26 protein-coding genes are annotated in these 24,021 nt (G+C 61.2%); 12 read left to right on the top strand and 14 right to left on the bottom strand.

What is annotated here, in order from left to right:
* Nucleotides 1–55: 55 nt before the first annotated feature.
* Nucleotides 56–1,225 (bottom strand): glycosyltransferase family 4 protein, encoded by a 1,170-nt coding sequence (locus QN222_RS17375; RefSeq protein ID WP_283965150.1) that lies wholly within the window; start codon nucleotides 1,223–1,225, stop codon nucleotides 56–58.
* A 5-nt stretch (nucleotides 1,226–1,230) separates the two neighbouring features.
* Nucleotides 1,231–1,806 (bottom strand): polysaccharide biosynthesis/export family protein, encoded by a 576-nt coding sequence (locus tag QN222_RS17370; RefSeq protein ID WP_283965151.1) that lies wholly within the window; start codon nucleotides 1,804–1,806, stop codon nucleotides 1,231–1,233.
* Between the two features lie 199 nt (nucleotides 1,807–2,005).
* Here QN222_RS17370 and QN222_RS17365 point away from each other — a divergent pair, with 199 nt between their 5' ends.
* Entirely contained in the window at nucleotides 2,006–4,144 is a 2,139-nt protein-coding gene (locus tag QN222_RS17365; RefSeq protein ID WP_283965152.1) for an exopolysaccharide transport family protein, read from the top strand.
* A gap of 24 nt (nucleotides 4,145–4,168) precedes the next feature.
* On the opposite strand, the gene QN222_RS17360 is transcribed toward QN222_RS17365, so the two are convergent.
* Nucleotides 4,169–5,305, bottom strand: a complete 1,137-nt coding sequence (locus tag QN222_RS17360; RefSeq protein WP_283965159.1) for a GNAT family N-acetyltransferase — start codon at nucleotides 5,303–5,305, stop codon at nucleotides 4,169–4,171.
* 226 nt (nucleotides 5,306–5,531) lie between these two features.
* Here QN222_RS17360 and QN222_RS17355 point away from each other — a divergent pair, with 226 nt between their 5' ends.
* On the top strand, nucleotides 5,532–5,657 hold the full coding sequence (locus QN222_RS17355; protein ID WP_283965153.1) for a hypothetical protein: 126 nt from the start codon (nucleotides 5,532–5,534) through the stop codon (nucleotides 5,655–5,657).
* A 2-nt stretch (nucleotides 5,658–5,659) separates the two neighbouring features.
* On the opposite strand, the gene QN222_RS17350 is transcribed toward QN222_RS17355, so the two are convergent.
* Both QN222_RS17350 and QN222_RS17345 read right to left on the bottom strand, forming a co-directional pair.
* Complete coding sequence (locus QN222_RS17350) at nucleotides 5,660–6,400, bottom strand: metallophosphoesterase (RefSeq protein WP_283965154.1); 741 nt, start codon at nucleotides 6,398–6,400, stop codon at nucleotides 5,660–5,662.
* Between the two features lie 15 nt (nucleotides 6,401–6,415).
* The gene (locus tag QN222_RS17345) at nucleotides 6,416–6,628 is read right to left on the bottom strand and encodes a DUF2842 domain-containing protein (protein WP_283965155.1); all 213 of its coding nucleotides are present in this window, start codon (nucleotides 6,626–6,628) and stop codon (nucleotides 6,416–6,418) included.
* Between the two features lie 240 nt (nucleotides 6,629–6,868).
* On the opposite strand from QN222_RS17345, the gene QN222_RS17340 reads away from it, so the two are divergent.
* Complete coding sequence (locus QN222_RS17340) at nucleotides 6,869–7,972, top strand: COX15/CtaA family protein (protein WP_283965156.1); 1,104 nt, start codon at nucleotides 6,869–6,871, stop codon at nucleotides 7,970–7,972.
* Between the two features lie 71 nt (nucleotides 7,973–8,043).
* Here the strand turns inward: QN222_RS17340 and argC are convergent, their stop codons facing one another.
* From argC to QN222_RS17325, 3 genes are all read right to left on the bottom strand, one after another.
* Complete coding sequence (gene argC, locus QN222_RS17335) at nucleotides 8,044–8,976, bottom strand: N-acetyl-gamma-glutamyl-phosphate reductase (RefSeq protein ID WP_283965157.1); 933 nt, start codon at nucleotides 8,974–8,976, stop codon at nucleotides 8,044–8,046.
* Between the two features lie 87 nt (nucleotides 8,977–9,063).
* Nucleotides 9,064–10,020, bottom strand: coding sequence for an agmatinase (speB, locus tag QN222_RS17330; protein ID WP_284005510.1), 957 nt, complete (start codon nucleotides 10,018–10,020; stop codon nucleotides 9,064–9,066).
* Nucleotides 10,021–10,215: 195 nt separating this feature from the next.
* Nucleotides 10,216–11,007: a phenylalanine 4-monooxygenase gene (locus tag QN222_RS17325; RefSeq protein WP_283964473.1), complete on the bottom strand. Its 792-nt coding sequence runs from the start codon at nucleotides 11,005–11,007 to the stop codon at nucleotides 10,216–10,218.
* 112 nt (nucleotides 11,008–11,119) lie between these two features.
* On the opposite strand from QN222_RS17325, the gene QN222_RS17320 reads away from it, so the two are divergent.
* Nucleotides 11,120–11,593, top strand: coding sequence for an Lrp/AsnC family transcriptional regulator (locus tag QN222_RS17320; RefSeq protein ID WP_180940741.1), 474 nt, complete (start codon nucleotides 11,120–11,122; stop codon nucleotides 11,591–11,593).
* Nucleotides 11,594–11,664: 71 nt separating this feature from the next.
* Here QN222_RS17320 and rpsI read toward each other — a convergent pair whose 3' ends face one another.
* From rpsI to QN222_RS17305, 3 genes are all read right to left on the bottom strand, one after another.
* Nucleotides 11,665–12,132 (bottom strand): 30S ribosomal protein S9, encoded by a 468-nt coding sequence (gene rpsI / locus QN222_RS17315; RefSeq protein WP_136504255.1) that lies wholly within the window; start codon nucleotides 12,130–12,132, stop codon nucleotides 11,665–11,667.
* A 2-nt stretch (nucleotides 12,133–12,134) separates the two neighbouring features.
* Nucleotides 12,135–12,599, bottom strand: coding sequence for a 50S ribosomal protein L13 (gene rplM / locus QN222_RS17310; RefSeq protein WP_064240798.1), 465 nt, complete (start codon nucleotides 12,597–12,599; stop codon nucleotides 12,135–12,137).
* A gap of 224 nt (nucleotides 12,600–12,823) precedes the next feature.
* The gene (locus QN222_RS17305; RefSeq protein WP_283964474.1) at nucleotides 12,824–13,255 is read right to left on the bottom strand and encodes a PaaI family thioesterase; all 432 of its coding nucleotides are present in this window, start codon (nucleotides 13,253–13,255) and stop codon (nucleotides 12,824–12,826) included.
* Between the two features lie 182 nt (nucleotides 13,256–13,437).
* Here QN222_RS17305 and QN222_RS17300 point away from each other — a divergent pair, with 182 nt between their 5' ends.
* Entirely contained in the window at nucleotides 13,438–14,259 is an 822-nt protein-coding gene (locus QN222_RS17300; protein WP_283964475.1) for an enoyl-CoA hydratase, read from the top strand.
* Nucleotides 14,260–14,261: 2 nt separating this feature from the next.
* Here the strand turns inward: QN222_RS17300 and QN222_RS17295 are convergent, their stop codons facing one another.
* Nucleotides 14,262–15,098 (bottom strand): EamA family transporter, encoded by an 837-nt coding sequence (locus QN222_RS17295; RefSeq protein WP_283964476.1) that lies wholly within the window; start codon nucleotides 15,096–15,098, stop codon nucleotides 14,262–14,264.
* A 198-nt stretch (nucleotides 15,099–15,296) separates the two neighbouring features.
* On the opposite strand from QN222_RS17295, the gene QN222_RS17290 reads away from it, so the two are divergent.
* The 3 genes from QN222_RS17290 to QN222_RS17280 all read left to right on the top strand — a co-directional run bounded on the left by QN222_RS17290 (nucleotide 15,297) and on the right by QN222_RS17280 (nucleotide 17,489).
* Nucleotides 15,297–15,725, top strand: a complete 429-nt coding sequence (locus QN222_RS17290; protein WP_283964477.1) for a CoA-binding protein — start codon at nucleotides 15,297–15,299, stop codon at nucleotides 15,723–15,725.
* 120 nt (nucleotides 15,726–15,845) lie between these two features.
* On the top strand, nucleotides 15,846–17,129 hold the full coding sequence (locus QN222_RS17285) for an O-acetylhomoserine aminocarboxypropyltransferase (RefSeq protein ID WP_283964478.1): 1,284 nt from the start codon (nucleotides 15,846–15,848) through the stop codon (nucleotides 17,127–17,129).
* Nucleotides 17,130–17,144: 15 nt separating this feature from the next.
* Nucleotides 17,145–17,489, top strand: coding sequence for a cupin domain-containing protein (locus tag QN222_RS17280; RefSeq protein WP_283964479.1), 345 nt, complete (start codon nucleotides 17,145–17,147; stop codon nucleotides 17,487–17,489).
* A 29-nt stretch (nucleotides 17,490–17,518) separates the two neighbouring features.
* Here the strand turns inward: QN222_RS17280 and QN222_RS17275 are convergent, their stop codons facing one another.
* A complete protein-coding gene (locus QN222_RS17275; protein WP_283964480.1) occupies nucleotides 17,519–17,977 on the bottom strand; it encodes a MarR family winged helix-turn-helix transcriptional regulator in 459 nt (152 codons plus the stop codon).
* A 215-nt stretch (nucleotides 17,978–18,192) separates the two neighbouring features.
* Here QN222_RS17275 and QN222_RS17270 point away from each other — a divergent pair, with 215 nt between their 5' ends.
* Complete coding sequence (locus QN222_RS17270; protein ID WP_284005509.1) at nucleotides 18,193–19,008, top strand: SDR family oxidoreductase; 816 nt, start codon at nucleotides 18,193–18,195, stop codon at nucleotides 19,006–19,008.
* 42 nt (nucleotides 19,009–19,050) lie between these two features.
* Here QN222_RS17270 and QN222_RS17265 read toward each other — a convergent pair whose 3' ends face one another.
* Complete coding sequence (locus tag QN222_RS17265) at nucleotides 19,051–20,298, bottom strand: cytochrome P450 (protein ID WP_283964482.1); 1,248 nt, start codon at nucleotides 20,296–20,298, stop codon at nucleotides 19,051–19,053.
* Between the two features lie 215 nt (nucleotides 20,299–20,513).
* Here QN222_RS17265 and QN222_RS17260 point away from each other — a divergent pair, with 215 nt between their 5' ends.
* From QN222_RS17260 to clpP, 3 genes are all read left to right on the top strand, one after another.
* A complete protein-coding gene (locus QN222_RS17260) occupies nucleotides 20,514–21,371 on the top strand; it encodes an endonuclease/exonuclease/phosphatase family protein (protein WP_283964483.1) in 858 nt (285 codons plus the stop codon).
* 20 nt (nucleotides 21,372–21,391) lie between these two features.
* On the top strand, nucleotides 21,392–22,951 hold the full coding sequence (locus QN222_RS17255; protein WP_283964484.1) for a phospholipase D family protein: 1,560 nt from the start codon (nucleotides 21,392–21,394) through the stop codon (nucleotides 22,949–22,951).
* Nucleotides 22,952–23,203: 252 nt separating this feature from the next.
* Nucleotides 23,204–23,836, top strand: a complete 633-nt coding sequence (gene clpP / locus QN222_RS17250) for an ATP-dependent Clp endopeptidase proteolytic subunit ClpP (protein WP_180940759.1) — start codon at nucleotides 23,204–23,206, stop codon at nucleotides 23,834–23,836.
* Nucleotides 23,837–24,021: the final 185 nt, after the last annotated feature.

Here is a 24,021-nt window from a genome sequence, read left to right as displayed (position 1 = left end):
TCTTCCTGGCGCTGAAGTCCCTGCGCCCGGATAGCAGAAAGCCACTAAGAAACGCTTACGTTGTAAGCAACTGTCCTCGTGCGCGAGCCGCATCGCCTGCCAGATCGCGATATAGCCGCATCACGCTCTTTGTCATGACCGACGCGGCGAAGCGGGATTTGAACGCCTGCGGATCCGGCATCATTCTTTCGGGCCAGTCGTGCTCGACAATCGTGGCAGCCATGATCTGGGCGAGCGAATCGACCTTAGGTTCGGCAAGAGCGCCGCTGTCGGCGCCGAAAACCTCCGGAATCCCGCCAACCCGTGTCGCGATGACGGGCTTACCGGCGGCAAGCGCCTCAAGCACGATGTAGGGCATCGCTTCCGCGCGCGACGGGATGACGACCGTGCGCGCAAGGGCGAAGGCTTCCCGCGCCTTCATGGCCGGAAGCATCTTGATGCGCCGCCCCAGTCCCTTGCGCAGTTTCATCTCTGCGTATTGCTGCTGTTGCGGCCCGTCGCCGATCATCAGGGCGGAGAGAGGCCGCCCGGCGATCCGCTCCGCCGCGGCAAAACTCTCTACAAACAGGTCGGGACCCTTGAGGTCCCGCATCATGCCGATATAGAGGAAATCCACTGCATCTGGCGCAACCGGGACGGGGTCGAATTCGCGGTCGTCGATGCCGTTGTAAATCAGTTCGTTGCGACCCGGCGGCCGGCCGACCTTCGAGAAATAGGTTTGGCGTTCGTAATCGCAGACGAAGACGAGAGCGTCGGTGAGGCGCTCCTGCAGGCGCTCGAGACGGAAAATCGCCCGACCTTTCAACGATCTTGAATCGTAGTGGAGGCTGCCGCCATGGGGCGAATAGAGGCGGGCTACGCGATACTTGTTGACCCGCAAGGCTGAACCGATGATGCGCGCAAGGACGCCGCCTTTGGCGCCGTGCCCATGCAGCACATCCGGTTGCAAACTTCTGATTTCCTTGTAGCTGCGCCAAAGTGCAAAAATATCGGACGGTCCGATGGCGCGGTGAATGGGCAGGCGAACGATGCCGAGCGCCAGATAGGGGCGGATCGCATCGAACAGGGCGTCCTCATGGGCGCCGCCGGTCGTGCTGTCACACAGAATTCCAACCTCGTGCCCGGCATTGGCGTGGGCTTCGGCAAGATCGCGCACGTGCCGGAATATGCCGCCGACCGGCGACCTGAAGCAATGAAGGATGCGCAGTGGACGTTCGCTCTGCATGGATGTCAGAACAACCGTTCGCGGACATAGATCGTGTCGCCGGCCATGACCGGATCGGAAATCGGCACGCGGCCGGTAATGATCCGGCCGTTGATCTTGCGGGTGATGTCGGCGTTCGACTGGTTCGCACGCGGCGAGAAGCCGCCGGCCACCGCGATCGCATTCTGGACCGTCATGCCGGGAACGTAGCTGTATTGGCCCGCCTGGCCCACTTCGCCCATGATGAACACCGAGCGATAGCGGTCCACTTCGATCGTGACGTCCGGATCCCGGAGAAAGCCCTCGCGCAGCTTTGCGGCGATCATGCCCTCAAGCTCCGGCAGCGTATGGCCGCGCGACGGTACCGCGCCGATCAGCGGGAAGGCGACATAACCGGCCTGATCGACGGTATAGGTGCCAGTAAGGCCGGCCTGTTCGAAGACGTTGATGCGAAGGCGGTCGCCGCTGTCCAGCCTGTAGGGCTGGATGGTGGCCTCGCTGAAGGCTTTGGGAGCCGGCTGGTAGCTAGTGCAGCCGCCGACCAGTGCCGACAATATCGCCAATGCGATAGCGCGTGCTGTCTTTTTGCCTGCGGTCGACATGCGGGTCTCGGGCTCCGGAAACGATCACCTGTGACGACGTTATCGATCCGTTAGGGTTAATAGCCGGTAAACTCGCCCCAGGAATTTTGATATGGCGTCGGCAAGGAGCGCGCCACCTTAGGGTTGTGCTGGAAATTAACCCTTGTGTTACCATGTTCTTTTACCTTCCTGCCGACTGAGGAACCTTCGGAGTTGGGGCATGTCGAGCATCGGCAGCGGGCAGCAGGATGTGGATATAGATCTCGGCGGCCTCTTCCGCGCCGTCTGGAAGCGGCGAGCCCGGGTTTTGCTCGCCACGGCGTGCGTCGCGGCTGCGGCTTTCGCCACAGCGACGATGATCGCTCCTCAGTATCAGAGCGAAACGCGACTGCTGATCGAGTCGCGTGAACCGGAGTTCAGCGGAACGAACCAGCTTGCGCCGACGGGATCCGACCGGGTTTTCGATGAATCGGGTATTTCAAGTCAGGTGCAAGTGCTGCGCTCCGCCGATCTGATCAAACAGGTCGCGCGCAACATGAAGCTGCATGAACGCAAGGAGTTCGATCCTTCGGCCGAACCCTCGGCGCTTTCCGATCTTCTGGTGATGCTCGGCCTCAAGAAGAACCCTCTCGACTTGCCGCCAGAAGAGCGGGTGCTGAAGGAGTTCGACTCCAAGCTGCAGGTCTATCAGGTCGAAAGGTCGCGGGTGATCGCCATCGCCTTCACCTCGAAAGACCCCAAGCTCGCGGCGGCCATCCCTGATGAGATGGCAAAAGTCTACTTATCCCTGCAAAGCGGCGCGAAACTCGATTCGAATTCGGAGGCAAGCCGCTGGCTGGAACCGGAGATCGCCAACCTTCGCGAGAAGGTGCGTGAGGCAGAAGCGAAAGTTGCGGCCTACCGTGCCTCGTCCGGCCTGTTGCCGACCGGTCAGACGGAAAACTTCGCCACGCGCGAGCTCACGGATATTTCGAGTGAGCTCGCCCGCGTGCGCGGAGAGCGAGCCAATGCCGAGGCGCGCGCGAAGGGCGTGCGGACGGCGGTCGCCGACGGCCGTGCGCCAGACACACTGACGGACGTCGTCGGCTCTCAAATGATCCAGCGGTTGAAGGAAAACGAAGCCAACGTCCGGGCGCAGATTGCGGACCTGTCGACGTCATTGCTCGACGGCCACCCGCGTCTCAAGGCACTGAAGTCGCAGCTTGAAGGCATCAGGCAGCAGATTCGCACCGAGACCCGCAAGGTGCTCGTCAGCCTGGAGAACGAAGCAAAGGTCGGGCAGTTGCGCGAAGAACAGTTGCTGCAGCGCCTCAACACGCTCAAGGCGCAATCCGCGCAGGCGGGAGAGGAGGAGGTCGGACTGCGCGCACTGGAGCGCGAAGCAACCGCGCAGCGTCAGCTTCTCGAAACCTATCTCGCCCGATATAGAGAGGCGACATCGCGCACCGTTGCGAACGCAGTGCCGGCAGATGCGCGCGTGATCTCGAACGCGGTCGTACCAAGCACCCCAGACTTCCCGAAGGTAATGCCGATCACAGTGGTCGCGGCGCTCGCCGCCTTCCTGATCAGTTGTGTCGTCATCATGCTCGGCGAGCTCTTCAGCGGACGGGCGCTCAGGCCCGTTTCTGTTGCGGAACCGGACGCTTCGGAACAATTGCCCGCCGTTCCGACGGAACCGGAGTCTGCGGAGTCGATTCTCGTGCTCGGGGACATCGGGGCGGTCGAAAAGGACGTTGAGCCTGCTGAGGACACGAAGACGGCGGAAAGCGACTTTTCGATCGAGTTCGTTGCCGCCCACCTTCTCGACCAGAACGTCCGTATCGCCGTCTCGGTATCGCCGGGCGGTGACGAAGGGTCGACCGCGACTGTCATGCTGGCGCGGCTCCTGGCGGAGGACGGGCAGAAAGTCGTTCTCATCGATCTTTCCGGCTCGGCTTGCCCGACGCGGCTGATGGTACAGTCGTCGGCGCTGCCGGGAATAACGAACCTGCTCTCGGGGGAAGTCGCCTTCGGCGAATCGATACACGCGGACCGCTTCTCGGAGGCGCATCTCGTCCCCCGGGGAAATTCCGACCCGCGGACAGCAATGCGTGGCATCGAGCGACTGCAGATGATCATCGATGCGCTCACCAATGCCTATGACCTGGTCCTGGTCGAGTGTGGCGCGGCTGACGCCGGCGCCGTATCCAGAATTGCCCGGCGAGAGGGCACGGAAATCATATTGTCGGCTTCGTCCGTCAGCGATGAGCGGATTGTGGAACTGCTCACAGACTTCGGCGAGGCCGGATACCGCAACATCGTGCTGATGACCGGACAGCGCGAAAGCGACCCCGACTTTCCGGATCGCCACGCGGCCTGAAGCGCACGCGCGCGCTTCAAACGCTCAATGCTCCTCCGCCGCAGCCGCCGGCTCCAGTGGTGATTGACGCTGCTGGCGCAGCCGCTGGACGAACGCGTAGGATGCTTTGTTGGCCTTTATCATGCGCTTGGCCAGCATCGCGCCGCGATGAAGATTGGCGGCCAAATGTCCGCGGAGCGTAACGGGCACGACGATGTCCCGCAACGGGGTTTCGATTGTGCACCACGAGCGTTTGTAGGGCTGGTCACCGATCCCGAAATCGAAGAGCGCCACTCCTTCGGAGCACAGCCGCTCGATTGTCCTGTAAAACAACAATTCTCCCGGGCTGCTGTCGGCTGCAATTTCCTCGTCAATCGAGCCAAACTGGCAGATGACATGGTCGCCCTTGCGCGAAAGGCCGGCGACCGCAAGGATCCGGCCTTCATGCTCGCCCTTGAGGCGAATTGCGTTTAGCTCCAGCAACCGGCCGTCCGCCGCTTGACCGCGTTGCGCGAGCTGGCGAAAGAAGGCGCGTGTTTCGGCATCCTGAAACACGTCCGGCAAGCCGTGTGCCTCGAAGCGAGCCGCCTTCTGCTGGAAGAAGGTTTCGAGAAGCGCGTGCGCTTCCGATGTCTCGCGGGCGACCACGTAGTCATAGCCGCCAAGGGCGGCGAGACGCCGCTCCGATATCCGCATCTTCTTGCGTCGCCGTTTTGCGTTGAGCTGCGCCAGCGTGCGTTCGATATTCCCGAGGAGCGGCAATTGGAACGAGGAGTCGGCGTTCTGCAAGGCGGGCAGGGCGGCAAGCGGGTGGGCCTTCCCGCGCCAGGTTTCCGGCGTCTTGTCGAGGGTGACGATATCGGCGATCCCTCGCAACTGGCGTTTGAGTCCGCAGGTCAGCACGCGCGCGAGTTCCGTAGGCGGCGTTGCATCCTCATCGGTAAACAAACCGGTGTTGAGATTGCTGTGATCGGAACCGATCAGCCGCGCCGTGCGGAAGAGGAGCCCGCGGTCGATTTCGAGCGGCAGGATAAAGAGCATTTGCCGGCCGCGCGCAACGCGAACGAACAGCGTCTGGCTCTCATGCGTTGTCCGCCATGCGGCGCACCAGTCGAAGCTCTGGTGTAGCGAGTTCTGGCCATTCTCATCCAGAACGCGCCACTCCGCTTCGAGCGCGGCCATGTCGGTGTGGATGGAGACCGTTATCTTTTCGGTGTCTTGTGCTTTTGAACACTGGGTCGGGACGCGATCACTCGGCAGCGGATCGTCCAACGACGTCAAAGTAAAACAGGCATTCGTCATTTCATCTACCGTTCGGAAGCGGGGCCGTGCATCCATTAAGCGTAGATGTCGCTACATTCGGCTTAATTTCGAGCGGACTGGCGCCTATTACGCGGGCGACAGGAGAATGCGGTTAGCAAAGCATGAAGCGCACGCCAGTGAGCGCGTGTTCCGCACGCCGGTCGACAAGGTGACGCGAAACATTGCCGCAATCACCGGCGCGGACCTGCACGCGTTGGAACACGCGCAGTAAGCTCAGTCGAGGAAGCCGGTTGCAAGCGCCTTTGCCCATTCGGGACGATTGCGACGCGCAGCGAGGCGCGATATCGCCATATGATCGTAGCGCACGCAACGGAAGGTGACATTCCAGTCGCCGGCAGTGCGTTCGACGATGGCATAGCGCGCGTCCGGCGAACCGGTTTCGACCCTGTGGGGAACGGGCTTGTCATCGTCGTAGCCGGGGCAGCCGACGCTGCCGGGATTGACGACGAGGCGGCCGTCGGCGAGCCGGATGGCCCGCGGAATGTGCGTATGGCCGCAAAGGATGACGGGATAGTCGATGTCCGCGGCGAAGCTCTCGATTATGTCGCGTCCCGCCATGTGGACTACGCCATCGGCCGTCAGCGTTTCCAGCCAGTAGGTTTCATCGCTGCGCGGCGTGCCGTGACAAAGGAAAAGCGCATCTCGATAGACGAGCGTTTCAGGCATATCCGCGAGCCACGCAAGGTGAGACGGTTCAAGCTCGTCGTGCGCGGCACGGTCGGAAGGCCCCATGCGGGCGGGATCGAGCGTCAGAAGATAACGGTCGTGATTGCCGCGGATCGCAGGCATGTTGCGCTTGGTCAGGATGTTGGCGGTTCTCGCGGCGTTGAGCGGGCCGCTCAGATGATCGCCGAGATTGACGATCTCCGCGATCCCCTGCGCGGCGATGTCGGCAAGAACGGCCTCCAGCGCGAGGTCGTTGCCGTGAATATCGGAAATGACCGCGATCCTCATCTTGCGCCTCGGCAATCAACGGTTCTTGGCCGGCTTTTCCATCCACTTGATGATCAGCATCGCGGGGAGGATCCACAACAGGCCCGTCAGGAAGAAATAGATGAGATGCACCCACCACGGCGATGCGCCGAGCAGCAGCGAAGCGAAGGTGATGGCCGCCAGCGCATAAACGATGACGAGGATGATGATGAGGATTGTGCCGATCAGTTTTCTGAGGCGTACGGGCATTTCATTTCCTTCGGATGGCTGCGCTTCACTACAGCGCCACGCGTCTTATCAGGCGCGCCAAAGATGCTGTAGCACTTTGAATTCCCTAAATTGACTACGATTTAAGGAAACACGCAGTAGCCGCGACGGCATGCCGCAAAGGCTTCGGCCTTGTTTTGCACGGCACTCTGGTGCAAATCAACGGCTTTCGGGAACCTTGCGGCAGGCACGGCCGCGTCCCGGCGAGAAATGAGGAAAGCCATGGCCCACGTCGAGTTGGCAACAGAACAGACGCTCCTGAGGGAGATCGGCAGGACAGAGCGCAACCGCCGGCAGATCCGCGGCTGGCTCGCGGTCGTTCTCTTCGCTCTGTTCGCCTTGGTGCTCGTCGGCGGTGCGACGAGGTTGACCGAATCCGGTCTTTCGATCACGGAATGGAAGCCCATTCATGGCGTCATACCGCCGCTTTCCGCCGAGGAATGGGAAGAGGAGTTCCGCCTCTATCAGCGCATTCCGCAGTACGAACAGCTCAACAGGGGCATGACCGTCGAGGAGTTCAAGACGATCTTCTGGTGGGAATGGGCACATCGGTTGTTGGCGCGCACCATCGGCGTGATCTTCGCCCTGCCGCTTTTCTTTTTCTGGGTAACGGGTCGGATCGAGCGACGCCTCAGGTGGCCGCTTATCGGCATCTTGGCGCTCGGTGGCTTCCAGGGCTTCATCGGCTGGTGGATGGTCTCCTCCGGCCTCGTCGAACGCACCGAGGTCAGCCAGTACCGGCTTGCCACGCACCTCGTCATCGCCTGCCTGATCTTTGCTGGCTGCATGTGGATCCTGCGCGGTCTTTGCCCGCATTCGGGCGACGCCGCGCCGACGAAACGCTCGCGATCGTTGGCGGCTATCCTGGCTGTCATGAGCCTGTTTCAGATCTACCTGGGCGCGTTGGTGGCCGGTCTCGATGCAGGTTTCACCTACAATACCTGGCCGCTGATGGACGGCGCGATCATCCCGGGCGGGCTGTTCGTGCAGCAACCCGCCTGGATCAATCTCTTCGAGAATCCGAAGACCGTGCAATTCCTCCACCGTGCCGGCGCCTATCTGCTGTTCGCACTGGCGCTGGCGCACATGCTTGCTTCATTGCGGGCGGCGCCGGAAACGACGCATGCGCGACGATCTGTGGTCCTGTTCGCCCTGGTGACGGTCCAGGCGATGATCGGCATCACGACGCTTGTGCTCGAGGTGCCAATCGGCTGGGGCGTACTGCACCAGGCGGGTGCACTGGTCGTGCTCGGCTTCGCCATCGCGCATTGGCGCGGCTTCGTCGGCGAATACCCGAAATCGACGGCGATCGAGCTCCGCGACTAACCATCCGAGCAATGTCGATAAGAAAAGCCCCCGGCAGGCGACTGTCGGGGGCATTGTCTTTACGGCCTCATTCAGGCCGAAAGCATCAGGTCCATGTTCTGGACTGCGGCACCTGACGCGCCCTTGCCGAGATTGTCGAGCAGGGCGACGAGGTTCACATGGGTTCCGCCACTCGCTCCGAAGACAAAAATCTTCATCGTGTCCTTACCTGCGAACTCCGTCGCGTCGATGCGGGCGAGCTGCGCGCTTTCGGCAAGCGGGGCAACCTCGACGATCGATTGGCCGGCATAGTGCCCGACGAGCGCGGCATGGATGCTTTCAAGCGTCGCGCCGGCGGCAAGGTCATCGAGATACAGCGGCACCTGCACGATCATGCCCTGCGGGAATCTGCCGACGGATGGCGAGAAGATCGGGGCGCGTTCGAGCAGGCCGTGCATCTTCATTTCCGGGACGTGCTTATGCTTGAGCGTCAGGCCGTAGAGGAAATGCGGCGCGCTGATGTGGTCCGGGTTCTTCTCGTCCTCCATCTGCGCGATCATCTGCTTGCCGCCACCGGTATAGCCGGAAACCGCATTGACGGTGACCGGATAGCCGTCCGGCAGGATACCCGCCTGACGTAGCGGCCGGATCAGGGCGATGGCGCCCGTCGGGTAGCAGCCGGGGTTGGCAACATGGCGCGCTTCGCGGATCTTTTCTGGCTGCGCCTTGTCCATCTCGGCGAAGCCATAGGCCCAGTCGGGCGCGACACGATGGGCGGTCGACGTGTCGATGATGCGTACGCGATTGTTGCCCGCGACCATCGATACGGCTTCGCGCGACGCGTCGTCCGGCAGGCAGAGTATGGCGATGTCGGCACCGTTGAGCAGGTCCTCGCGCATCGCGGCGTTGCGCCGTTCCGCTTCCGGGATCGACAGCAATTCGACATCCGTACGACCTGCCATGCGGGTGCGGATCTGCAGCCCGGTGGTGCCGTGTTCGCCATCGATGAAGATCTTCGGTTTCATGATTTACCTGTTCCTGCAGACGGTTGCGGAGATTTCCGGATTCAGTCTGGCATAGAATTGAATCATTTTCTTAGCGGCCGCTGCGAATTAGCCGCGCCTTTCCGCGAGCCATTCGGCGCGCAAGCCCAGCATATACATGGCGATGGTCGAGCCAGCAATGGCGGTCATGTCGGCGTGGTCGTAAGCAGGCGCCACCTCAACGACGTCGCTGCCGGCGATGTGAAGAGCACCGAGCTTGCGCAGCACCGAAAGGATTTTGGCGCTGGACGGACCGCCGGCCACCGGCGTGCCGGTGCCGGGCGCATAGGCCGGGTCGAGGCAGTCGATATCGAAGGTTAGATAGGCGGGCTGGCTGCCGACATGCCGGACGATCGTGTCGGCGATTTCCTCGGCGCGCATATCCTCGACCTCGTAGCCATAGACGATCCTGATGCCGCAATCCTCGGGGGCGTGTGTCCTGATGCCGATCTGGATCGAACGCTCGACGTCGATCAACCCCTCGCGCGCGGCGCGGCCGACGAATGAGCCGTGGTCGATGCGACCCCTCTCGTCGGGCCATGTATCCTGATGGGCGTCGAACTGAACGAGGGCGAGGGGGCCATGCAGGGCGGCGTGAGCCTTGAGGATGGGATAGGTGACGAAATGGTCGCCACCGAGCGTTAGCATATAGGCGCCGGATTTCAGGATCTTTGCCGCCTCGCGCTCGATCGTCGCGGGCGTCTTGGCATGATTGCCGTAGTCGAGCAGGCAATCGCCATAGTCGATCGTCGCCATGTCGGCGAAGAGATCGCGCTCGAACGGATATTGCGGATCGTTGTCGAAGATCGCGGAGGCGCGACGGATCGCCTGCGGTCCGAAGCGGGCGCCAGGACGGTTGGAGGTTGCCGCGTCGAACGGAATGCCCCAGACGACGGTGTCGACCCCCTTTAGCTGCTTGGTGTATTTCCTGCGCATGAAGGAAAGGATGCCGGCATGGGTGGGATCGGACGCCGCCGCCGTCAGTGACCCTGCCGTGATCGCGTGGTCGATCGTCTTGTTTGCCATGCCCGTCTCCCGTCAGTTTGACGGGACGTTGGACAATCGATGCCGGCAAGGCAAGAGCTTGCCGGCAAAATCATGTGCACTCTACAGCGCCGCGCGTCTTTGGACGCGCAAAGGACGCTGTAGCACTTTGAGTTGCTGCATATTTTTGTCCATAAATCGGGTACGATTTAAAGAAACATGCAGCAGGGCAGGCCCTCAGGACGCCTTGGCCTCGAAGGTCGGCTCAAAATCACCAAGCCTCTTGGCCTCATTGATCCGAGCCGTGATGTCCTCCTCGATGATCGCCTCGAGCTGGGCAAAGCTGTCGACGACGTAATAGATCGGCTGGACGATATCGATGCGGTAGGGCGTCCGCAGCACGCTCATCAGGTCGAAGGGGCGGAATTCGCAGTCCATCGTCTCCATGGCATGGCGCGTCTCGCTCGTTGACGAGACGACACCCGCGCCGTAGCAGCGCCTGCCCTTTGGCGTGTTGATCAGGCCGAACTCGACCGTGAACCAGAAGAAGCGGAACAGGTGCCACGAATAGTCCTTGCCGAGCTTGACCGCCTTTTGGCCGAAGCGCCGGACGAAGTTGGCGTAGCTCCGGTTTGTCAGCAGAGGGCAATGGCCGAAGACCTCATGGAAGAGGTCCGGTTCCTCGATATAGTCGATGTGCTCCCGCCGGCGCATGAAGGTCGCGAGCGGGAACTTGCCCTGCGACAAAAGCTCGTAAAAGCGGGATGGCGGAATGAGTGCCGGCACGCCCTCGACGCCGAAGCCCGTGGTTTCGGCGAGCCTTCGGTTGACGTCCTTGAGCTGCGGGACATGGTCCGGATTGAGGCCGAGGCTCCGCACGCCTTCGAGATATTCGTCGCATGCCTTGTCGGCAAGCAGCTTCATCTGCCGCCGATAGAGTTCGCCCCAGACCGCATCTTCCTCCGGTGTGTAGCGATAGGTGCCGTCCGGTTCCGGCAGTTTCGCGGTGTAGGTGCTTTGCTTGGTCATGACGTCTCCTCATTCGTCAGAACAGATTGCTGTTGCAATTGTATCCCCAACGGGCTGAGTATTTGTTTCACAGTTGCCGGCCGTCGGCTTCCTGGCGGGAGGAAATTTCGAAATGCCGTCAGATTTGAAGGAATCGTTCCAACCGTTGCGCCGATTGCTTCGCCTGATCCAGGCCGACGGCGGCCAGTCGCTCGCAGAGCTGGCGGAGAAGGCCGGCATGTCGCAAAGCTCGGCCTGGCGTCGGCTGCAGGAACTCGAGGCCGATGGCGTGATTCGCAAGCGCGTGGCGCTGCTCGATCCGGCAAAGCTGGATCTGAAGCTCTGCATCATCGCCCATGTGACGCTCGAGGATCACCATGACGAGGCGATCGAGTCGTTCTCCGCCGTGGTCAGGGACAGGCCGGAAATCATGGAATGTTACGCGCTCTCGGGGACGTTCGACTACATGCTGAAGATCCGGGCGGCGGATGTCGAAAGCTATGACGCGTTCATGACGCGCTACCTTATGCGCAATCCGCATGTGCGGACGGTGGTGTCGAGCTTCGTGCTGAGGGAGCTCAAGTCGACCACGGAACTGCCGATCTGACTCTTTGAAATTCCGTAACAAAAAAAGGCCGGGACATGCCCGGCCTTTGGAAGTGCAGTAACTGCCAGCGATTAACGCTTGGAGAACTGGAACGAACGGCGTGCCTTTGCACGGCCGTACTTCTTGCGCTCGACCACGCGGCTGTCGCGGGTGAGGAAGCCACCGCGCTTCAGAACGGAGCGCAGGCCCGGTTCGAAGTAGGTGAGAGCCTTGGCGATGCCGTGACGAACGGCACCGGCCTGGCCGGAGAGGCCGCCACCGGCGACTGTCGCGTCGATGTCGAACTGGCCGTCACGGGCAGCAGCGACGATCGGCTGCTGCAGGATCATCTGCAGAACCGGGCGAGCGAAGTAAGCCGCGTAGGGCTTGCCGTTGATGGTGATCTTGCCGGAGCCGGGCTTGACCCAAACGCGGGCGACAGCGTCCTTGCGCTTGCCGGTCGCGTAGGAACGGCCCTGCGCGTCGACCTTCTTGACGTGAACCGGAGCAGCCGGTTCCGCGGTCGTGGCGATATCCTTGAGAGCGGAAAGGTCAGCCATTATCAGGCGCTCCTTGTGTTCTTGCTGTTCAGCTTGGCGACGTCGAGGACGGTCGGCTGCTGTGCTTCATGCGGGTGGTTGGAGCCGGCGTAGACACGCAGGTTCTTCATCTGACGACGGCCGAGCGGGCCACGCGGAACCATGCGCTCAACGGCCTTCTCGATGACGCGCTCCGGGAAGCGGCCTTCGATGATCTGGCGCGCGGTGCGCTCCTTGATGCCGCCCGGGTAACCGGTGTGCCAGTAGTACTTCTTGTCGGTGTACTTCTTGCCGGTGAGAACGGCCTTCTCGGCGTTGATCACGATGACGTTGTCGCCGTCGTCAACATGGGGGGTGAAGGTGGCCTTGTGCTTGCCGCGCAGGCGATTTGCGATGATGGAAGCGAGGCGACCGACAACGAGGCCTTCGGCGTCGATGAGGATCCACTTCTTCTCCACCTCTGCAGGCTTCTGAACGAAGGTTGCCATATCTAAACTCTTTCTTTGGACCCGGAAGGTTACCGCCGGGCGTTTCTTGTTGCTTGGTTTGACCCGCGGGCGGGTCAAAAAAGAAGGCGGCCCGAAGGGGACCGCGATCTGCGGGCAGCTTATACGCAAGTGCGAAAATGCCGTCAAGGGCATCGCCTCGTATCGTGCAAAAGAATGCTTTGTAAAATCAATGACTTACATATGTGGTGTGATGACACCACAATTTAGCGCGGCGGAATCGAATAGGTGGCGGTGGCGTGAGCAACCAATTCGTCGCTGCCGACGGGCGTTATCGAAGCGTCGAGGACCGCGAGCCGCTTGCCGAGTTTCAGGATGCGGCAGGTGCATTCGAGCGGCTCCGGCTCTGGCTTTCTCAGGAAGTTGATGTTGAGGCTGGTGGTGACGGCAAGGGCAACCGGGCCGATATGCGCAATCAGCGCGATATAGGCGGATACGTCGGCAAGGGCGAACAATGTCGGGCCGGACACTGTGCCACCAGGACGGATGTGTCGTTCGTTCGGATCGAGCCGCATCGTTGCAAAGCCCGGCCCCGTACCGGTTACCGCGAAGACCTTGCCGTCCGTATGGACCTGCGGAAAATCGGTATCGAGGAAGCTGTTCAACTCTTTGACGGTCATGATCGGCTGCAGCTTCATCGCTTTCCTCCTCTTTTCCGCTCCCGTTACAGGACGTCCGCGCCGATCGCACAAGCTGGAAAATGGTCTTACAGCGCGGCGTATCTTATTAGGAGCGCCGAGGGCACTGTTTGCAGTAGGCTTGAAAGAGCGGCTTGAGCGGCGTACCACGCGTTGCCAACGGCAATCATTCGGAGAAGGTCATGGCGGACGTCGTTTCATTCAGGAAGGAAGAGCCGAACGGCTTGCTGTTGCGCGAGGTAAACGGCCCGGTGCTGCGGCTGACGCTCAACAACCAGCCGGCGAATGTGCTCTCGATCGCCCTGATGCAAGCACTTCTGGCCGAGTTCGATGCGGTCGCCACTTCGAAGGACATCAAGGTGATCGTGATCGCGGCTGCGGGAAAGCTCTTCTCCGCCGGGCATGATCTCAAGGAAATGACCCTGCATCGTGCTGACGACGATCGCGGCCGGGCTTTTTTTGAGCGCACGATCCGGCTCGCCGCGGACCTGATGTTGAAGATCACCCGGCTGCCCCAGGCGGTGATCGCCGAGATCGACGGTCTCGCAACGGCTGCCGGCTGCCAGTTGGTGGCAAGCTGCGATCTGGCGATCTGCACGGACAGCTCGACCTTCTGTACGCCGGGCGTGAACATCGGCCTGTTCTGCTCAACGCCGATGGTTGCGCTTGCGCGCGCCGCGCACCGCAAGCAGGCCATGGAGATGCTATTGACCGGCGAGACGATCGACGCCTCCACGGCCAAGGATTTCGGCCTCGTCAATCGCATCGTACCGCAGCAATACCTGCGCCAGGTGGTGGACAAATACGCCGCCGTCATCGCCTCGAAGTCGCCGCAGGCGCTGAAAATCGGCAAGGAAGCCTTCTATCGACAGGCTGAACTGCCATTGGCGGACGCCTACGACTATACGGTTGGTGTGATGGTCGAGAACATGCTCGCGCGCGATGCCGAAGAAGGCATAGGAGCCTTTCTCGGCAAGCGCATGCCGGAGTGGAAAGAGGACTGACGTCAGGCAAGCTTCAGAAGCAAGGCGCCGACCGCGATGACCGATGCGGCGGCGATGCGCCAGATGCTGACGCGCTCCTTGAGGAAGACGACAGAGATTACGACCGCGAAGAGGATCGACGTTTCGCGGAGCGCCGCGACCGTTGCGACCGGCGCCCTCGTCATCGCCCAGAGCGCGAGCCCGTAGGCACCGATCGACCCGGCACCGCCGATCAGCCCGCGCCACCAATGCTGCTGGGCATGGCGCAGCACGGGCTTGACGCCGCGCCGAACGAACGCCCAGACGAACAGAAGCACGGGCGGCAGCAAAGCCATCCATAGCGTGTAGGAAATGGCATTGCCGGAGATCCGCGCGCCGATGCCGTCGACATAGGTGTAGCATGCGATCACGCAGGCATTGGCGAGCGCCAACAGGATCGCTTGCTTGCCACCCTTGCGGGCTTCGAATGCGAGTGTGAGGACGCCGGCGCATATCGTCATGATTCCGGCGACGGCCCCGCGGCTTAGCTCCTCACCGACAACGATGCTGCTCGTCGAGGCGACGATGAGCGGTGCGACGCCGCGCATCAGCGGATAGACAAGACCGATGTCACCGGCGCGATAGGATGCCGCGACCAGCTGGAAATAGGCGAACTGGAAGATTGCCGAAACCAGGATGAAGGGCCACGCTTCGGATTTGGGCAGCGGCAGGAATGGCAGGAAAGGCACGGCCACGGCCGCCGCGCCGAGCGCAACCATGGCGGCATCCAGCGACTTTTCCGAACCGGCCTTGACGAGCGCGTTCCAGGTTGCGTGCAGCAGTGCCCCGAAGAGGACAAGCACGATAACATCAAGCGGCAAAATGAACCTCGGCGGGACGATGTGGAGCGCTCCGGAGTTGTGGAGCGAGGCCGGGCGAAAAGCAATCGGATTCCATCAAGCGAAGCCGAAATGCTGGCGCGGCTGTTGAAATGGTGGACGATCCCGCCCACGTTCGGTTGACTTGTCGGCGTTCGGCGCCAAGTATCCGCGCGTACGAACAATCCTTGGATGTGCCGCATGAATCACGACGTCTATCCGGATTTTTATCTCGCCGACATCCTGCGCACGACGAAGACGATCGCCCTGGTCGGCGCCTCACCCAAGGCAGAGAGGCCGAGTCACCGCGTGATGGCATTTCTGTTGCGCAAGGGATATCGCGTGATTCCGGTCAATCCGGGCCAGACTGGCCGGACGATCCTTGACCAGCCAGTCGTGGCGAGGTTGGCGGACATCAACGAGCCTATCGACATGGTCGATGTCTTCCGCGCCGCACATGCACTGCCCGCGCTCGTCGACGAAATCCTCGAGCTTCCGTCCTTGCCGAAGGTGATATGGGGCCAACTGTCCGTGCGGGACGATACGGCTGCGGCCAAAGCGGAAGCGGCCGGGATCAAGGTCGTCATGGATCGCTGTCCCGCGATCGAGTATCCGCGCCTGATAGGCTGACGACGGGGTGCTGCCCTGATCGCAGGCGCTTCCCGGCAAATCATGCAACAATTAAAGTGCTTCAGTAGCTTTGCGGGTCCAATTGCGACGCGCGGCACTGGAAGTTTCAGGGAGAAACGAATGACGAAGGCTGGTCCCGGTTTCAGCACGCTTGCAATTCACGCCGGGGCTCAGGCGGATCCGACGACCGGCGCACGCGTGACGCCGATCTACCAGACGACAAGCTTCGTTTTCGACGACACCGATCACGCCGCCGCACTCTTCGGCTTGCAGCAGTTCGGCAACATTTACACGCGGATCATGAACCCGACGCAGGCAGTGCTGGAGGAGCGCGTCGCCGCGCTCGAGGGCGGCACGGCGGCACTTGCGGTCGCTTCGGGACACGCGGCGCAGCTTCTCGTCTTCCACACGATCATGCGGCCCGGCGACAACTTCGTCGCGGCGAAGCAACTCTATGGCGGCTCCGTCAACCAGTTCGGCCATGCCTTCAAATCGTTCGACTGGCAGGTTCGCTGGGCGGACTGCTCGGATCCCGCAAGCTTCGACGCCAAGATCGATGAGCGGACCAAGGGGATCTTCGTAGAAAGTCTCGCCAATCCCGGTGGCACCTTCGTCGATATCGCGGCAATCGCCGAGGTGGCGCGCAGACATGGTCTGCCGTTGATCGTCGACAACACGATGGCGACACCTTATCTGCTGCGGCCGCTGGAGCACGGCGCGGACATCGTGGTTCATTCGCTGACCAAGTTCATCGGCGGCCACGGCAATTCGATGGGCGGGATCATCGTCGATGGCGGCACCTTCAGTTGGTCGAAGTCGGGCAAATACCCGCTTCTTTCCGAGCCGCGCCCGGAATATGCCGGCGTCGTGCTGCAGGAGGCCTTCGGCAACTTCGCCTTCGCCATCGCAGCGCGCGTGCTCGGCCTGCGCGATTTCGGGCCGGCGATCTCGCCCTTCAACGCGTTCATGATCCTAACCGGCATCGAAACGCTGCCGCTCAGGATGCAGCGCCATTGCGACAATGCTCTGGCGGTCGCACGGTGGCTAAGGGAACACGACAAGGTATCCTGGGTTCGCTATGCCGGTCTGGACGATGATCCGAACAACGCGCTTCAGAAGCGCTATTCCCCGAAGGGGGCGGGTGCCGTCTTTACCTTCGGGCTCGAGGGCGGCTACGACGCTGGAAAACGTTTCGTCGAGGGGCTCGAACTGTTCTCGCATCTTGCCAATATCGGTGACACGCGGTCGCTCGTTATACACCCGGCATCGACCACGCATCGCCAGTTGACACAGGAGCAGCAGGCCGCGGCCGGCGCCGGGCCTGACGTCATCCGGCTCTCCGTTGGCATCGAGGACGTTGGCGATATCATCGCCGACCTTGAGCAGTCGCTTGCGAAGATCTGAAACGGTGGTGCACCCATGACCAGTTTCTTGAAGTTTGATCTGTCCTCCGTCGAAGCGGAGATTGGAGCGCCGGCGCCCGACCGGCTGATTTACGGGAATCCTGAGTTTCGCACCTGGAACATGGAGGAGGCGGACGGCGGGCTCTATGCGGGCATCTGGGAAGCGACGCCAGGAAAGTGGCGGATCGTTTACGACGAATGGGAGTATTTCCACATCCTGTCCGGCCATTCGATCGTAACCGAGGAGGGGCATGAGCCCGTTCACCTGAGGACCGGGGACAGCATGATCCTCAGACCCGGCTTCAAGGGAACTTGGGAAGTCGTTGAAACGACTCGCAAGGATTATGTCATCCGCCTGTAACGTCGCTACACCGCGACCAATACTCCGTGTCAACCACTTCTAAAGGCATCGGCAAAGCTGCTGGCGGCGATCAGGTTCAGGTCCTTGCGCAGCGCTTTCGACTGCGCCTTGCCGTAGCTTTTCTCGAAGCGCGCCTGGGCTTCCGTCCACAGTGCCAACGCATCCTCTTGTTTCTGAACTCCGAGCTTAGTGAGTTGCACCCGTTTCACGCGGCGGTCACTGCGATCGGGCACAAGTTCGACATAGCCGTCGCGTATGAGCGGCTTCAATGTGTGGCCGAGCGCCGAGAGATCCATGACCATGAGATCGGCGAGCGTCTTGAGCGAGGCGTCACCGCTTCGCCAGATCTGGCTCAGCAGAGTGAATTGCGTGATCTTGAGGCCACTTGGGGCGAGGACATCGTCATAAAGCTGGCTCAGTTGGCGCGACGCGCGCCTCAACGCACTGTTGGTGCAGACGTCCCATACGCCGATATCTTCCTTCGTCACCAATCGCCTCCTCTGCGCTGCCGCGCTAGAACATCCCGCTTTTTCGAGTGGAATTCCTGAAAGCAGAAAGATGCATTCAAAGTTAGAGCGTCCTTGGCGCGTTCATTTGAACGCGCGGCACTCTAGCACTTTCGTAGTGCCTCACTTGTCGAGCGTCCAGTTGTGGATTATATAGTGGCATATGCCAGTAAATAAAGATACGAACGGAGCGAAAAATGAGTGTGGCAGTCAACAAGGGAACGGCGCTGGTCACTGGCGCTTCGTCAGGTATCGGTGCCACCTATGCGGACCGTCTGGCGCAGCGCGGGCACAATCTCGTTCTCGTCGCACGTGATGAAAAGCGCCTGCGCGAACTCGCCGCCCGCCTTGGCGCGCAATACGGCGTCAAGATCGATGTCGTCAGAGCGGATTTGACGTCGAAGCAAGATCTGCGAGCCGTGGAGAAGCGGTTGCGCGAAGACGACGCGATCGAGCTTCTCGTCAACAATGCCGGCATCGGCCCGAAGGGACCGCTGTTGAACGACGACTCTGACTACCTCGACACGATGATCGATCTCAATGTTGTCGCCGTAAACCGCCTGGCAGTCGCCGCGGCCCAGACCTTTGCTCAACGTGGCAGGGGTGCGATCATCAATATCGCCTCGGTCGTCGCGCTCATTCCCGAGCGGTTCAACGGCACGTACAGTGCAAGCAAGGCATTCGTGCTCAATCTCACGCAAGCGATCAATGCGGAAGTCGCCGACAAGGGCGTGAAGGTTCAAGCTGTGCTGCCGGGCCTCACTCGCACTGAGATCTTCGAACGCGCCGGCGTATCCTCGAGCCGCTTCGATCCGTCGATGGTGATGGATGTGACGGACATGGTCGATGCGGCCCTTGCGGGCTTCGACCAGGGCGAACTAATCACGGTTCCCTCGCTGCCGGATGCGCGTAATTGGCAGGCCTTCTTCGAGGCGCGCATGGTGCTCGCGCCCAATCTCTCGCACGACCGACCGGCGGAGCGCTACGGGGTGCGGCCGGCCGCGGCCGTCTAGAGCATCCCTCCAAGTCAAGCTCTACCGCCGCCGACCCGCCGACTACCAGACGAGGTCCAGACGCTCCAGGCCGTGGAAATGGAAACTGTCCTTGACATGCGGCTCGTGCTTGAGCCGCATGCCCGGCAGGCGTTGGAAAAGGATCGGCAGGGCAAGCTTGAGTTCGAGGCGCGCGAGCGGCGCGCCGATGCAAAAGTGCAGGCCCGCACCAAATGAAACATTCGGACCTTCGTCCCGATCCGGTTTGAATGTGTCGGGTGCCGAGAACTTCCGCGGATCGACATTGGCCGCACCCAGCATCAATCCGATTTTGTCGCCCTTCTTGAGGGCGATGCCGTCCTCGAGCTCGATGTCCGTCAGCGCATAGCGCTGGAAGATATGCAGCGGTGCGGCGAAGCGCAGGCATTCTTCGACGGTCCGTTCCGTCGCGTCCTCGGTTGCGAGGAGTTCCGCCGGGGAAAGACCCGATTGAAGGATCGTGCGCACGGCATTACCGATCTGATGGACCGTTGCCTCGTGGCCGGCATTCAAGAGCAGGACGGTCGTCGAGATCAACTCGGCGTCCGACAGTCGCTCCCCATCCTTCTCCGAAATGATCATATGCGTCAGCAGATCGTCACCCGGATTGGCGCGCTTTTTCGCAATGATGTCGCTCAGATACACGGCGAATTCGGCGGACGCTTGATTGGCGTCGAGCTCCGTTTCGAAGGTTGGATTGAAGACGTACATCCGGACCATGCGATGCGACCAGTCAAGAAGGCGAGGGGCCGCTTCCACCGGGATCCCCAGCATGCGCGCGATGATGGTCACTGGGATCGTCTCGGCATAGGTCTTCAGCAATTCGACTTCGCCGTTCTTCTCGAAGCCATCGATGACGGTGTGCGAAAGCGTCTCGATCTCCGGTCTTAGCTGTTCGATCTGCCGCGAAACGAAAGCGCGGTTGACAAGGGTCCTCAACCGCGTGTGCGCCGGCGGCTCCAGTTCCAGCAGCGAATGCGCCTCCAACGCATCGAAATCCTTGAGGTGCGGTTTCGGCTCGGGCATCCCCAGTTCGTCGCGCGTCGCGACATGCAGAATTTGGCGACCGAAGCGGCGGTCGCGTAGAAGGCCGTTTACCTGATCATAACCGGCAAAATACCATTGCTGTCGTTCCTCCCAGAAAAAGGCCGGACATTGCGCATGGAGAGCCCCGTAGGCGGGGAGCGGATTGCGGAAGAAGTCCGGATTGCGAACGTCGAGAGAAACGCGGCGGCTGGAACCGTCGATCGAAAGACCGGGAGGAACGGGCATGACTCAACTCTTCACGTATGGGTAGACTTGCTGCTTCACCTGCATCTCTATTGCGCCGGACACGGGTGCTGCAAGCCCAATTGAGCGACGGATGTGCGGTGCAGTCTCTCGACACGAGTCCGGCGGCCCGGAAGGAACAAGATGCTTGGCCCGGACTTTTTCGGTGGCATGGGCCCACCTATTTGAGCATGATGCGGCAGCAAGCAGGGAGCGGCATGGCAAAAGTTCAGAACAGTTTATCCGCAGGCATTCTGGCGGCGATCCGCAAGCGACGGCCCACGGTGGTGGCGCGCGATGCGGCGGTGGACCGCGGGGACATCGTCATAGCTTCCTACAACATCCACAAATGCGTCGGCACCGATGGCCGCTTTGATCCAGCACGCACGGCACAGGTCATCGGCGAGATCGGAGCGGATATCGTAGCCCTGCAGGAAGCGGACCAGCGCTTCGGCGAACGGGCCGGTCTTCTCGATCTCGAACACCTGCGGCGCGAGGCGCATCTGGTTTCGGTGCCGATCTCGCCCTTTTCGGCCAAAGGGCACGGCTGGCACGGCAACGTCCTCTTGCTGAGAGAAGGGGCGGTTTCTGACATCCGCCAGTTGAGGCTGCCCGGTGTCGAGCCGCGGGGCGCACTGATTGTCGATCTCGACCTCAAGGCCGGGCCGCTGCGGGTGATCGCCGCCCACCTTGGACTGTTGCGTCACTCGCGAGCCCAGCAGGCCGAAGCCCTGCTGCGCGCCGCAGCCGATGGGGTCGGCCGGCCGACGCTGCTTATCGGCGACCTTAACGAGTGGCGCATGGGCAAGCGTTCGTCACTCAAGTTTCTGAGCCCGACGTTCGATCCATCGCACGCGACGGTTGCCAGTTTTCCGTCGCGTTTTCCGCTGCTGCCGCTCGATCGGGTGCTTGGCAATCCGTATCATCTGGTCACGTCGGTGGCGGTGCATGACTCGCCGCTTGCGCGCGTTGCCTCGGACCATCTGCCGGTAAAGGCATCGATTGACCTGAAGGCCGTTCACAAAAGCGACAACGATCAAGGTCGCGCCGAACTGATCGAGACGGATCCGGCTTAAGCGGGCTGAGGCGGCGTGCGATGGTGTTCTGGATTACGCTCTTTCTTGCCGTTGTGATCGCCCTTGCCGCTGCGGCGATCCTCTACATCTACGGGCGGTTCGGACGTCGCCCGCAGGCGCAGCCCTCCTTTGCACTGCCCGTCGGCGAGAACGAGACCGAGATCGATCTGGATACCGGTTTGCTTCTGCTCGATCAGCCCCACCAAAGCGGCGTGGCGTTGATATCCGACAACATCGAGGCGTTTGTCGCGAGAGCGCACGCCTCGCGGCGGGCCGGGCGTAGCCTCGACCTGCAATACTATTACTGGAAGGACGATCTGACCGGGTTTCTACTGACCCGCGAACTTGTCATGGCCGCCGACCGCGGCGTGCGTGTTCGATTGCTGCTCGACGATATCAATGCGGGCATCCATGATCGCCTGTGCATCTCGCTTGATGCTCATCCGAATATCGCCGTGCGCCTGTTCAACCCAAGCCGGGCGCGGACGGACCGCTTTCGCCGTGGCTTCGAGATGGCCATCCGCGCGTTCAGCGCAACACGCCGCATGCACAACAAACTTTGGGTAGCGGACGGGCGGTTGGCGATTGCCGGCGGACGCAATATTGGCGATGCCTATTTCGACGCGGCCGAACTGTCGAACTTTCGCGATCTGGATGTATGGATGATTGGACCGGTCGTCGATCAGGCGACGGAGATGTTTGATCGCTATTGGAACAGCGCCTCCGTCCTGCCGATCGCGGCGCTGCGTACGCCGCGCAAGCAATTTCTGCCGGCGCTGCGTGAAACGCTCGATGCGCTTGCCCGCACCCCCGCCGCGCGTTTCTACCTGGAACAGGTCGGCAAGGCGGTCGCAGAAAAGGGTTGTTTTCGGGGTAGCCGCCCGCTCCACCGGAGCGCGGATGTCCGCATTGCCTTCGATCCGCCCGAAAAGGCGCTGATGCAGAAGCGCCAGAATTGGCTGCTGCGTGAGCTCTTTCCGCTGATCAACGCCGCCAAGCGCGATCTGCGCATCATTTCCCCCTATTTCATCCCGGGCGCCGAAGGGACGCGCGAACTGACGGCGCTCGCCAAGAAGGGGGCGAAGGTGGCCGTGCTGACGAATTCGCTCGCGGCGACGGACGTCGCGGCCGTACACGGCGGCTATATGAAATATCGCAAAGGGCTGCTGCGCGGCGGAATTGATCTGTTCGAGCTCAAGGAGCAAGGCGATTTCATCGACCGGCACCGCATGTCTCTGTTCGGCGCCCGCAATGCCAGCCTTCACACCAAGGCCTTCGTCATCGACGGGGTGATCGGATATGTCGGCTCGATGAATTTCGATCCGCGTTCGGCCTCGCTCAACACGGAAATGGGGGTCGTGTTTTCGGATGAAGCTTTGGCCAAGGAACTTCAATCGATATTCGACGACGAGACATTGCCGGAGATGAGTTATAGGCTGGCGTTGGAGAATGGCAGGCCGGTCTGGCGTGATCGCTCGAACCGGACGGAAAGATTGCTGCGGCGCGAGCCGGATGCTGGCATTCTTCGGCGGCTGATCGCCGGAGCAATCCGCTTCCTGCCGCTGGAGTCCCAACTATGAAAGCGCGGCATGTTTCAAGCGTGGCGAGTTTTACCGATCGTTTACCGATGCATCCGCAATGCCTGTGAGCAATCGGGGCAAGGCGGGCATGTCGAGGAGGGCAGACCTTGAGGCGGATAGCCCGCGACCATTATGCCTATCGAATGTTCGCGACTTGAAGTGAAGGGCATTGACACTCTATGTAAGGATAGAGGCTTATCCGATGATTCCCGGTCCGCGAGGGATTGCGGCCCCGATTGATGAAGGTTCGATATGAGAAATCCAGTTGATACGGCCATGGCGCTGGTGCCGATGGTTGTTGAGCAGACCAACCGCGGCGAACGTTCCTACGACATTTTTTCGCGTCTGCTCAAGGAGCGGATCATCTTCCTGACGGGCCCGGTCGAAGATCAGATGGCAACGCTTGTCTGCGCCCAGCTGCTTTTCCTCGAGGCTGAAAACCCGAAGAAAGAAATTGCGCTCTACATCAATTCGCCGGGCGGCGTTGTGACGGCCGGCATGGCGATCTACGATACGATGCAGTTCATCAAGCCGGCTGTCTCGACGCTCTGCATCGGACAGGCGGCATCCATGGGTTCGCTGTTGTTGGCGGCGGGTCACAAGGACATGCGTTTCGCGACACCGAATTCCCGCATCATGGTGCATCAGCCTTCCGGCGGCTTCCAGGGGCAGGCGTCCGATATCGAGCGGCATGCGAGAGACATCCTGAAGATGAAGCGCCGGCTGAACGAGGTCTATGTCAAGCATTGCGGACGGACCTATGAAGAGGTCGAACAGACGCTCGATCGCGACCATTTCATGAGTTCTGACGAGGCTCTGGACTGGGGCCTGATCGACAAGGTCATCACGTCGCGTGAGGCGGCCGAAGGCGCCGAACAGGCTTGATTTCAAGCTTTTGTGTCACCAGCGATGCAATTGTGACACATTTGTAATAGCTAAGGGGCTTTATCGACAGGGTAAAGCCGTTAATATGAACCAAAGTGCTGTGTTGGAGTTTGAAAACATGGTGCTCGGGTTTCGGCGGGAGAGTCGTTGCGGCCGAAATTCAGGCGATTTGCCTGGTACGGTGA

The sequence above is a fragment of the Sinorhizobium sp. 6-70 genome (assembly GCF_030124375.1).
Classification (GTDB): domain Bacteria; phylum Pseudomonadota; class Alphaproteobacteria; order Rhizobiales; family Rhizobiaceae; genus Sinorhizobium.
Note: the sequence above shows the minus strand (reverse complement) of the source record. Positions and strands in the feature narration are given on the sequence as shown.

What these genes read in the sequence shown, in the direction of transcription:
- QN222_RS17375 (WP_283965150.1), bottom strand. Translation starts at nt 1,225, where the DNA reads ATGCAGAGCGAACGTCCACTGCGCATCCTTCATTGCTTCAGGTCGCCG.
- QN222_RS17370 (WP_283965151.1), bottom strand. Translation starts at nt 1,806, where the DNA reads ATGTCGACCGCAGGCAAAAAGACAGCACGCGCTATCGCATTGGCGATA.
- QN222_RS17365 (WP_283965152.1), top strand. Translation starts at nt 2,006, where the DNA reads ATGTCGAGCATCGGCAGCGGGCAGCAGGATGTGGATATAGATCTCGGC.
- QN222_RS17360 (WP_283965159.1), bottom strand. Translation starts at nt 5,305, where the DNA reads ATGGCCGCGCTCGAAGCGGAGTGGCGCGTTCTGGATGAGAATGGCCAG.
- QN222_RS17355 (WP_283965153.1), top strand. Translation starts at nt 5,532, where the DNA reads ATGCGGTTAGCAAAGCATGAAGCGCACGCCAGTGAGCGCGTGTTCCGC.
- QN222_RS17350 (WP_283965154.1), bottom strand. Translation starts at nt 6,400, where the DNA reads ATGAGGATCGCGGTCATTTCCGATATTCACGGCAACGACCTCGCGCTG.
- QN222_RS17345 (WP_283965155.1), bottom strand. Translation starts at nt 6,628, where the DNA reads ATGCCCGTACGCCTCAGAAAACTGATCGGCACAATCCTCATCATCATC.
- QN222_RS17340 (WP_283965156.1), top strand. Translation starts at nt 6,869, where the DNA reads ATGGCCCACGTCGAGTTGGCAACAGAACAGACGCTCCTGAGGGAGATC.
- argC (WP_283965157.1), bottom strand. Translation starts at nt 8,976, where the DNA reads ATGAAACCGAAGATCTTCATCGATGGCGAACACGGCACCACCGGGCTG.
- speB (WP_284005510.1), bottom strand. Translation starts at nt 10,020, where the DNA reads ATGGCAAACAAGACGATCGACCACGCGATCACGGCAGGGTCACTGACG.
- QN222_RS17325 (WP_283964473.1), bottom strand. Translation starts at nt 11,007, where the DNA reads ATGACCAAGCAAAGCACCTACACCGCGAAACTGCCGGAACCGGACGGC.
- QN222_RS17320 (WP_180940741.1), top strand. Translation starts at nt 11,120, where the DNA reads ATGCCGTCAGATTTGAAGGAATCGTTCCAACCGTTGCGCCGATTGCTT.
- rpsI (WP_136504255.1), bottom strand. Translation starts at nt 12,132, where the DNA reads ATGGCTGACCTTTCCGCTCTCAAGGATATCGCCACGACCGCGGAACCG.
- rplM (WP_064240798.1), bottom strand. Translation starts at nt 12,599, where the DNA reads ATGGCAACCTTCGTTCAGAAGCCTGCAGAGGTGGAGAAGAAGTGGATC.
- QN222_RS17305 (WP_283964474.1), bottom strand. Translation starts at nt 13,255, where the DNA reads ATGAAGCTGCAGCCGATCATGACCGTCAAAGAGTTGAACAGCTTCCTC.
- QN222_RS17300 (WP_283964475.1), top strand. Translation starts at nt 13,438, where the DNA reads ATGGCGGACGTCGTTTCATTCAGGAAGGAAGAGCCGAACGGCTTGCTG.
- QN222_RS17290 (WP_283964477.1), top strand. Translation starts at nt 15,297, where the DNA reads ATGAATCACGACGTCTATCCGGATTTTTATCTCGCCGACATCCTGCGC.
- QN222_RS17285 (WP_283964478.1), top strand. Translation starts at nt 15,846, where the DNA reads ATGACGAAGGCTGGTCCCGGTTTCAGCACGCTTGCAATTCACGCCGGG.
- QN222_RS17280 (WP_283964479.1), top strand. Translation starts at nt 17,145, where the DNA reads ATGACCAGTTTCTTGAAGTTTGATCTGTCCTCCGTCGAAGCGGAGATT.
- QN222_RS17270 (WP_284005509.1), top strand. Translation starts at nt 18,193, where the DNA reads ATGAGTGTGGCAGTCAACAAGGGAACGGCGCTGGTCACTGGCGCTTCG.
- QN222_RS17265 (WP_283964482.1), bottom strand. Translation starts at nt 20,298, where the DNA reads ATGCCCGTTCCTCCCGGTCTTTCGATCGACGGTTCCAGCCGCCGCGTT.
- QN222_RS17260 (WP_283964483.1), top strand. Translation starts at nt 20,514, where the DNA reads ATGGCAAAAGTTCAGAACAGTTTATCCGCAGGCATTCTGGCGGCGATC.
- QN222_RS17255 (WP_283964484.1), top strand. Translation starts at nt 21,392, where the DNA reads ATGGTGTTCTGGATTACGCTCTTTCTTGCCGTTGTGATCGCCCTTGCC.
- clpP (WP_180940759.1), top strand. Translation starts at nt 23,204, where the DNA reads ATGAGAAATCCAGTTGATACGGCCATGGCGCTGGTGCCGATGGTTGTT.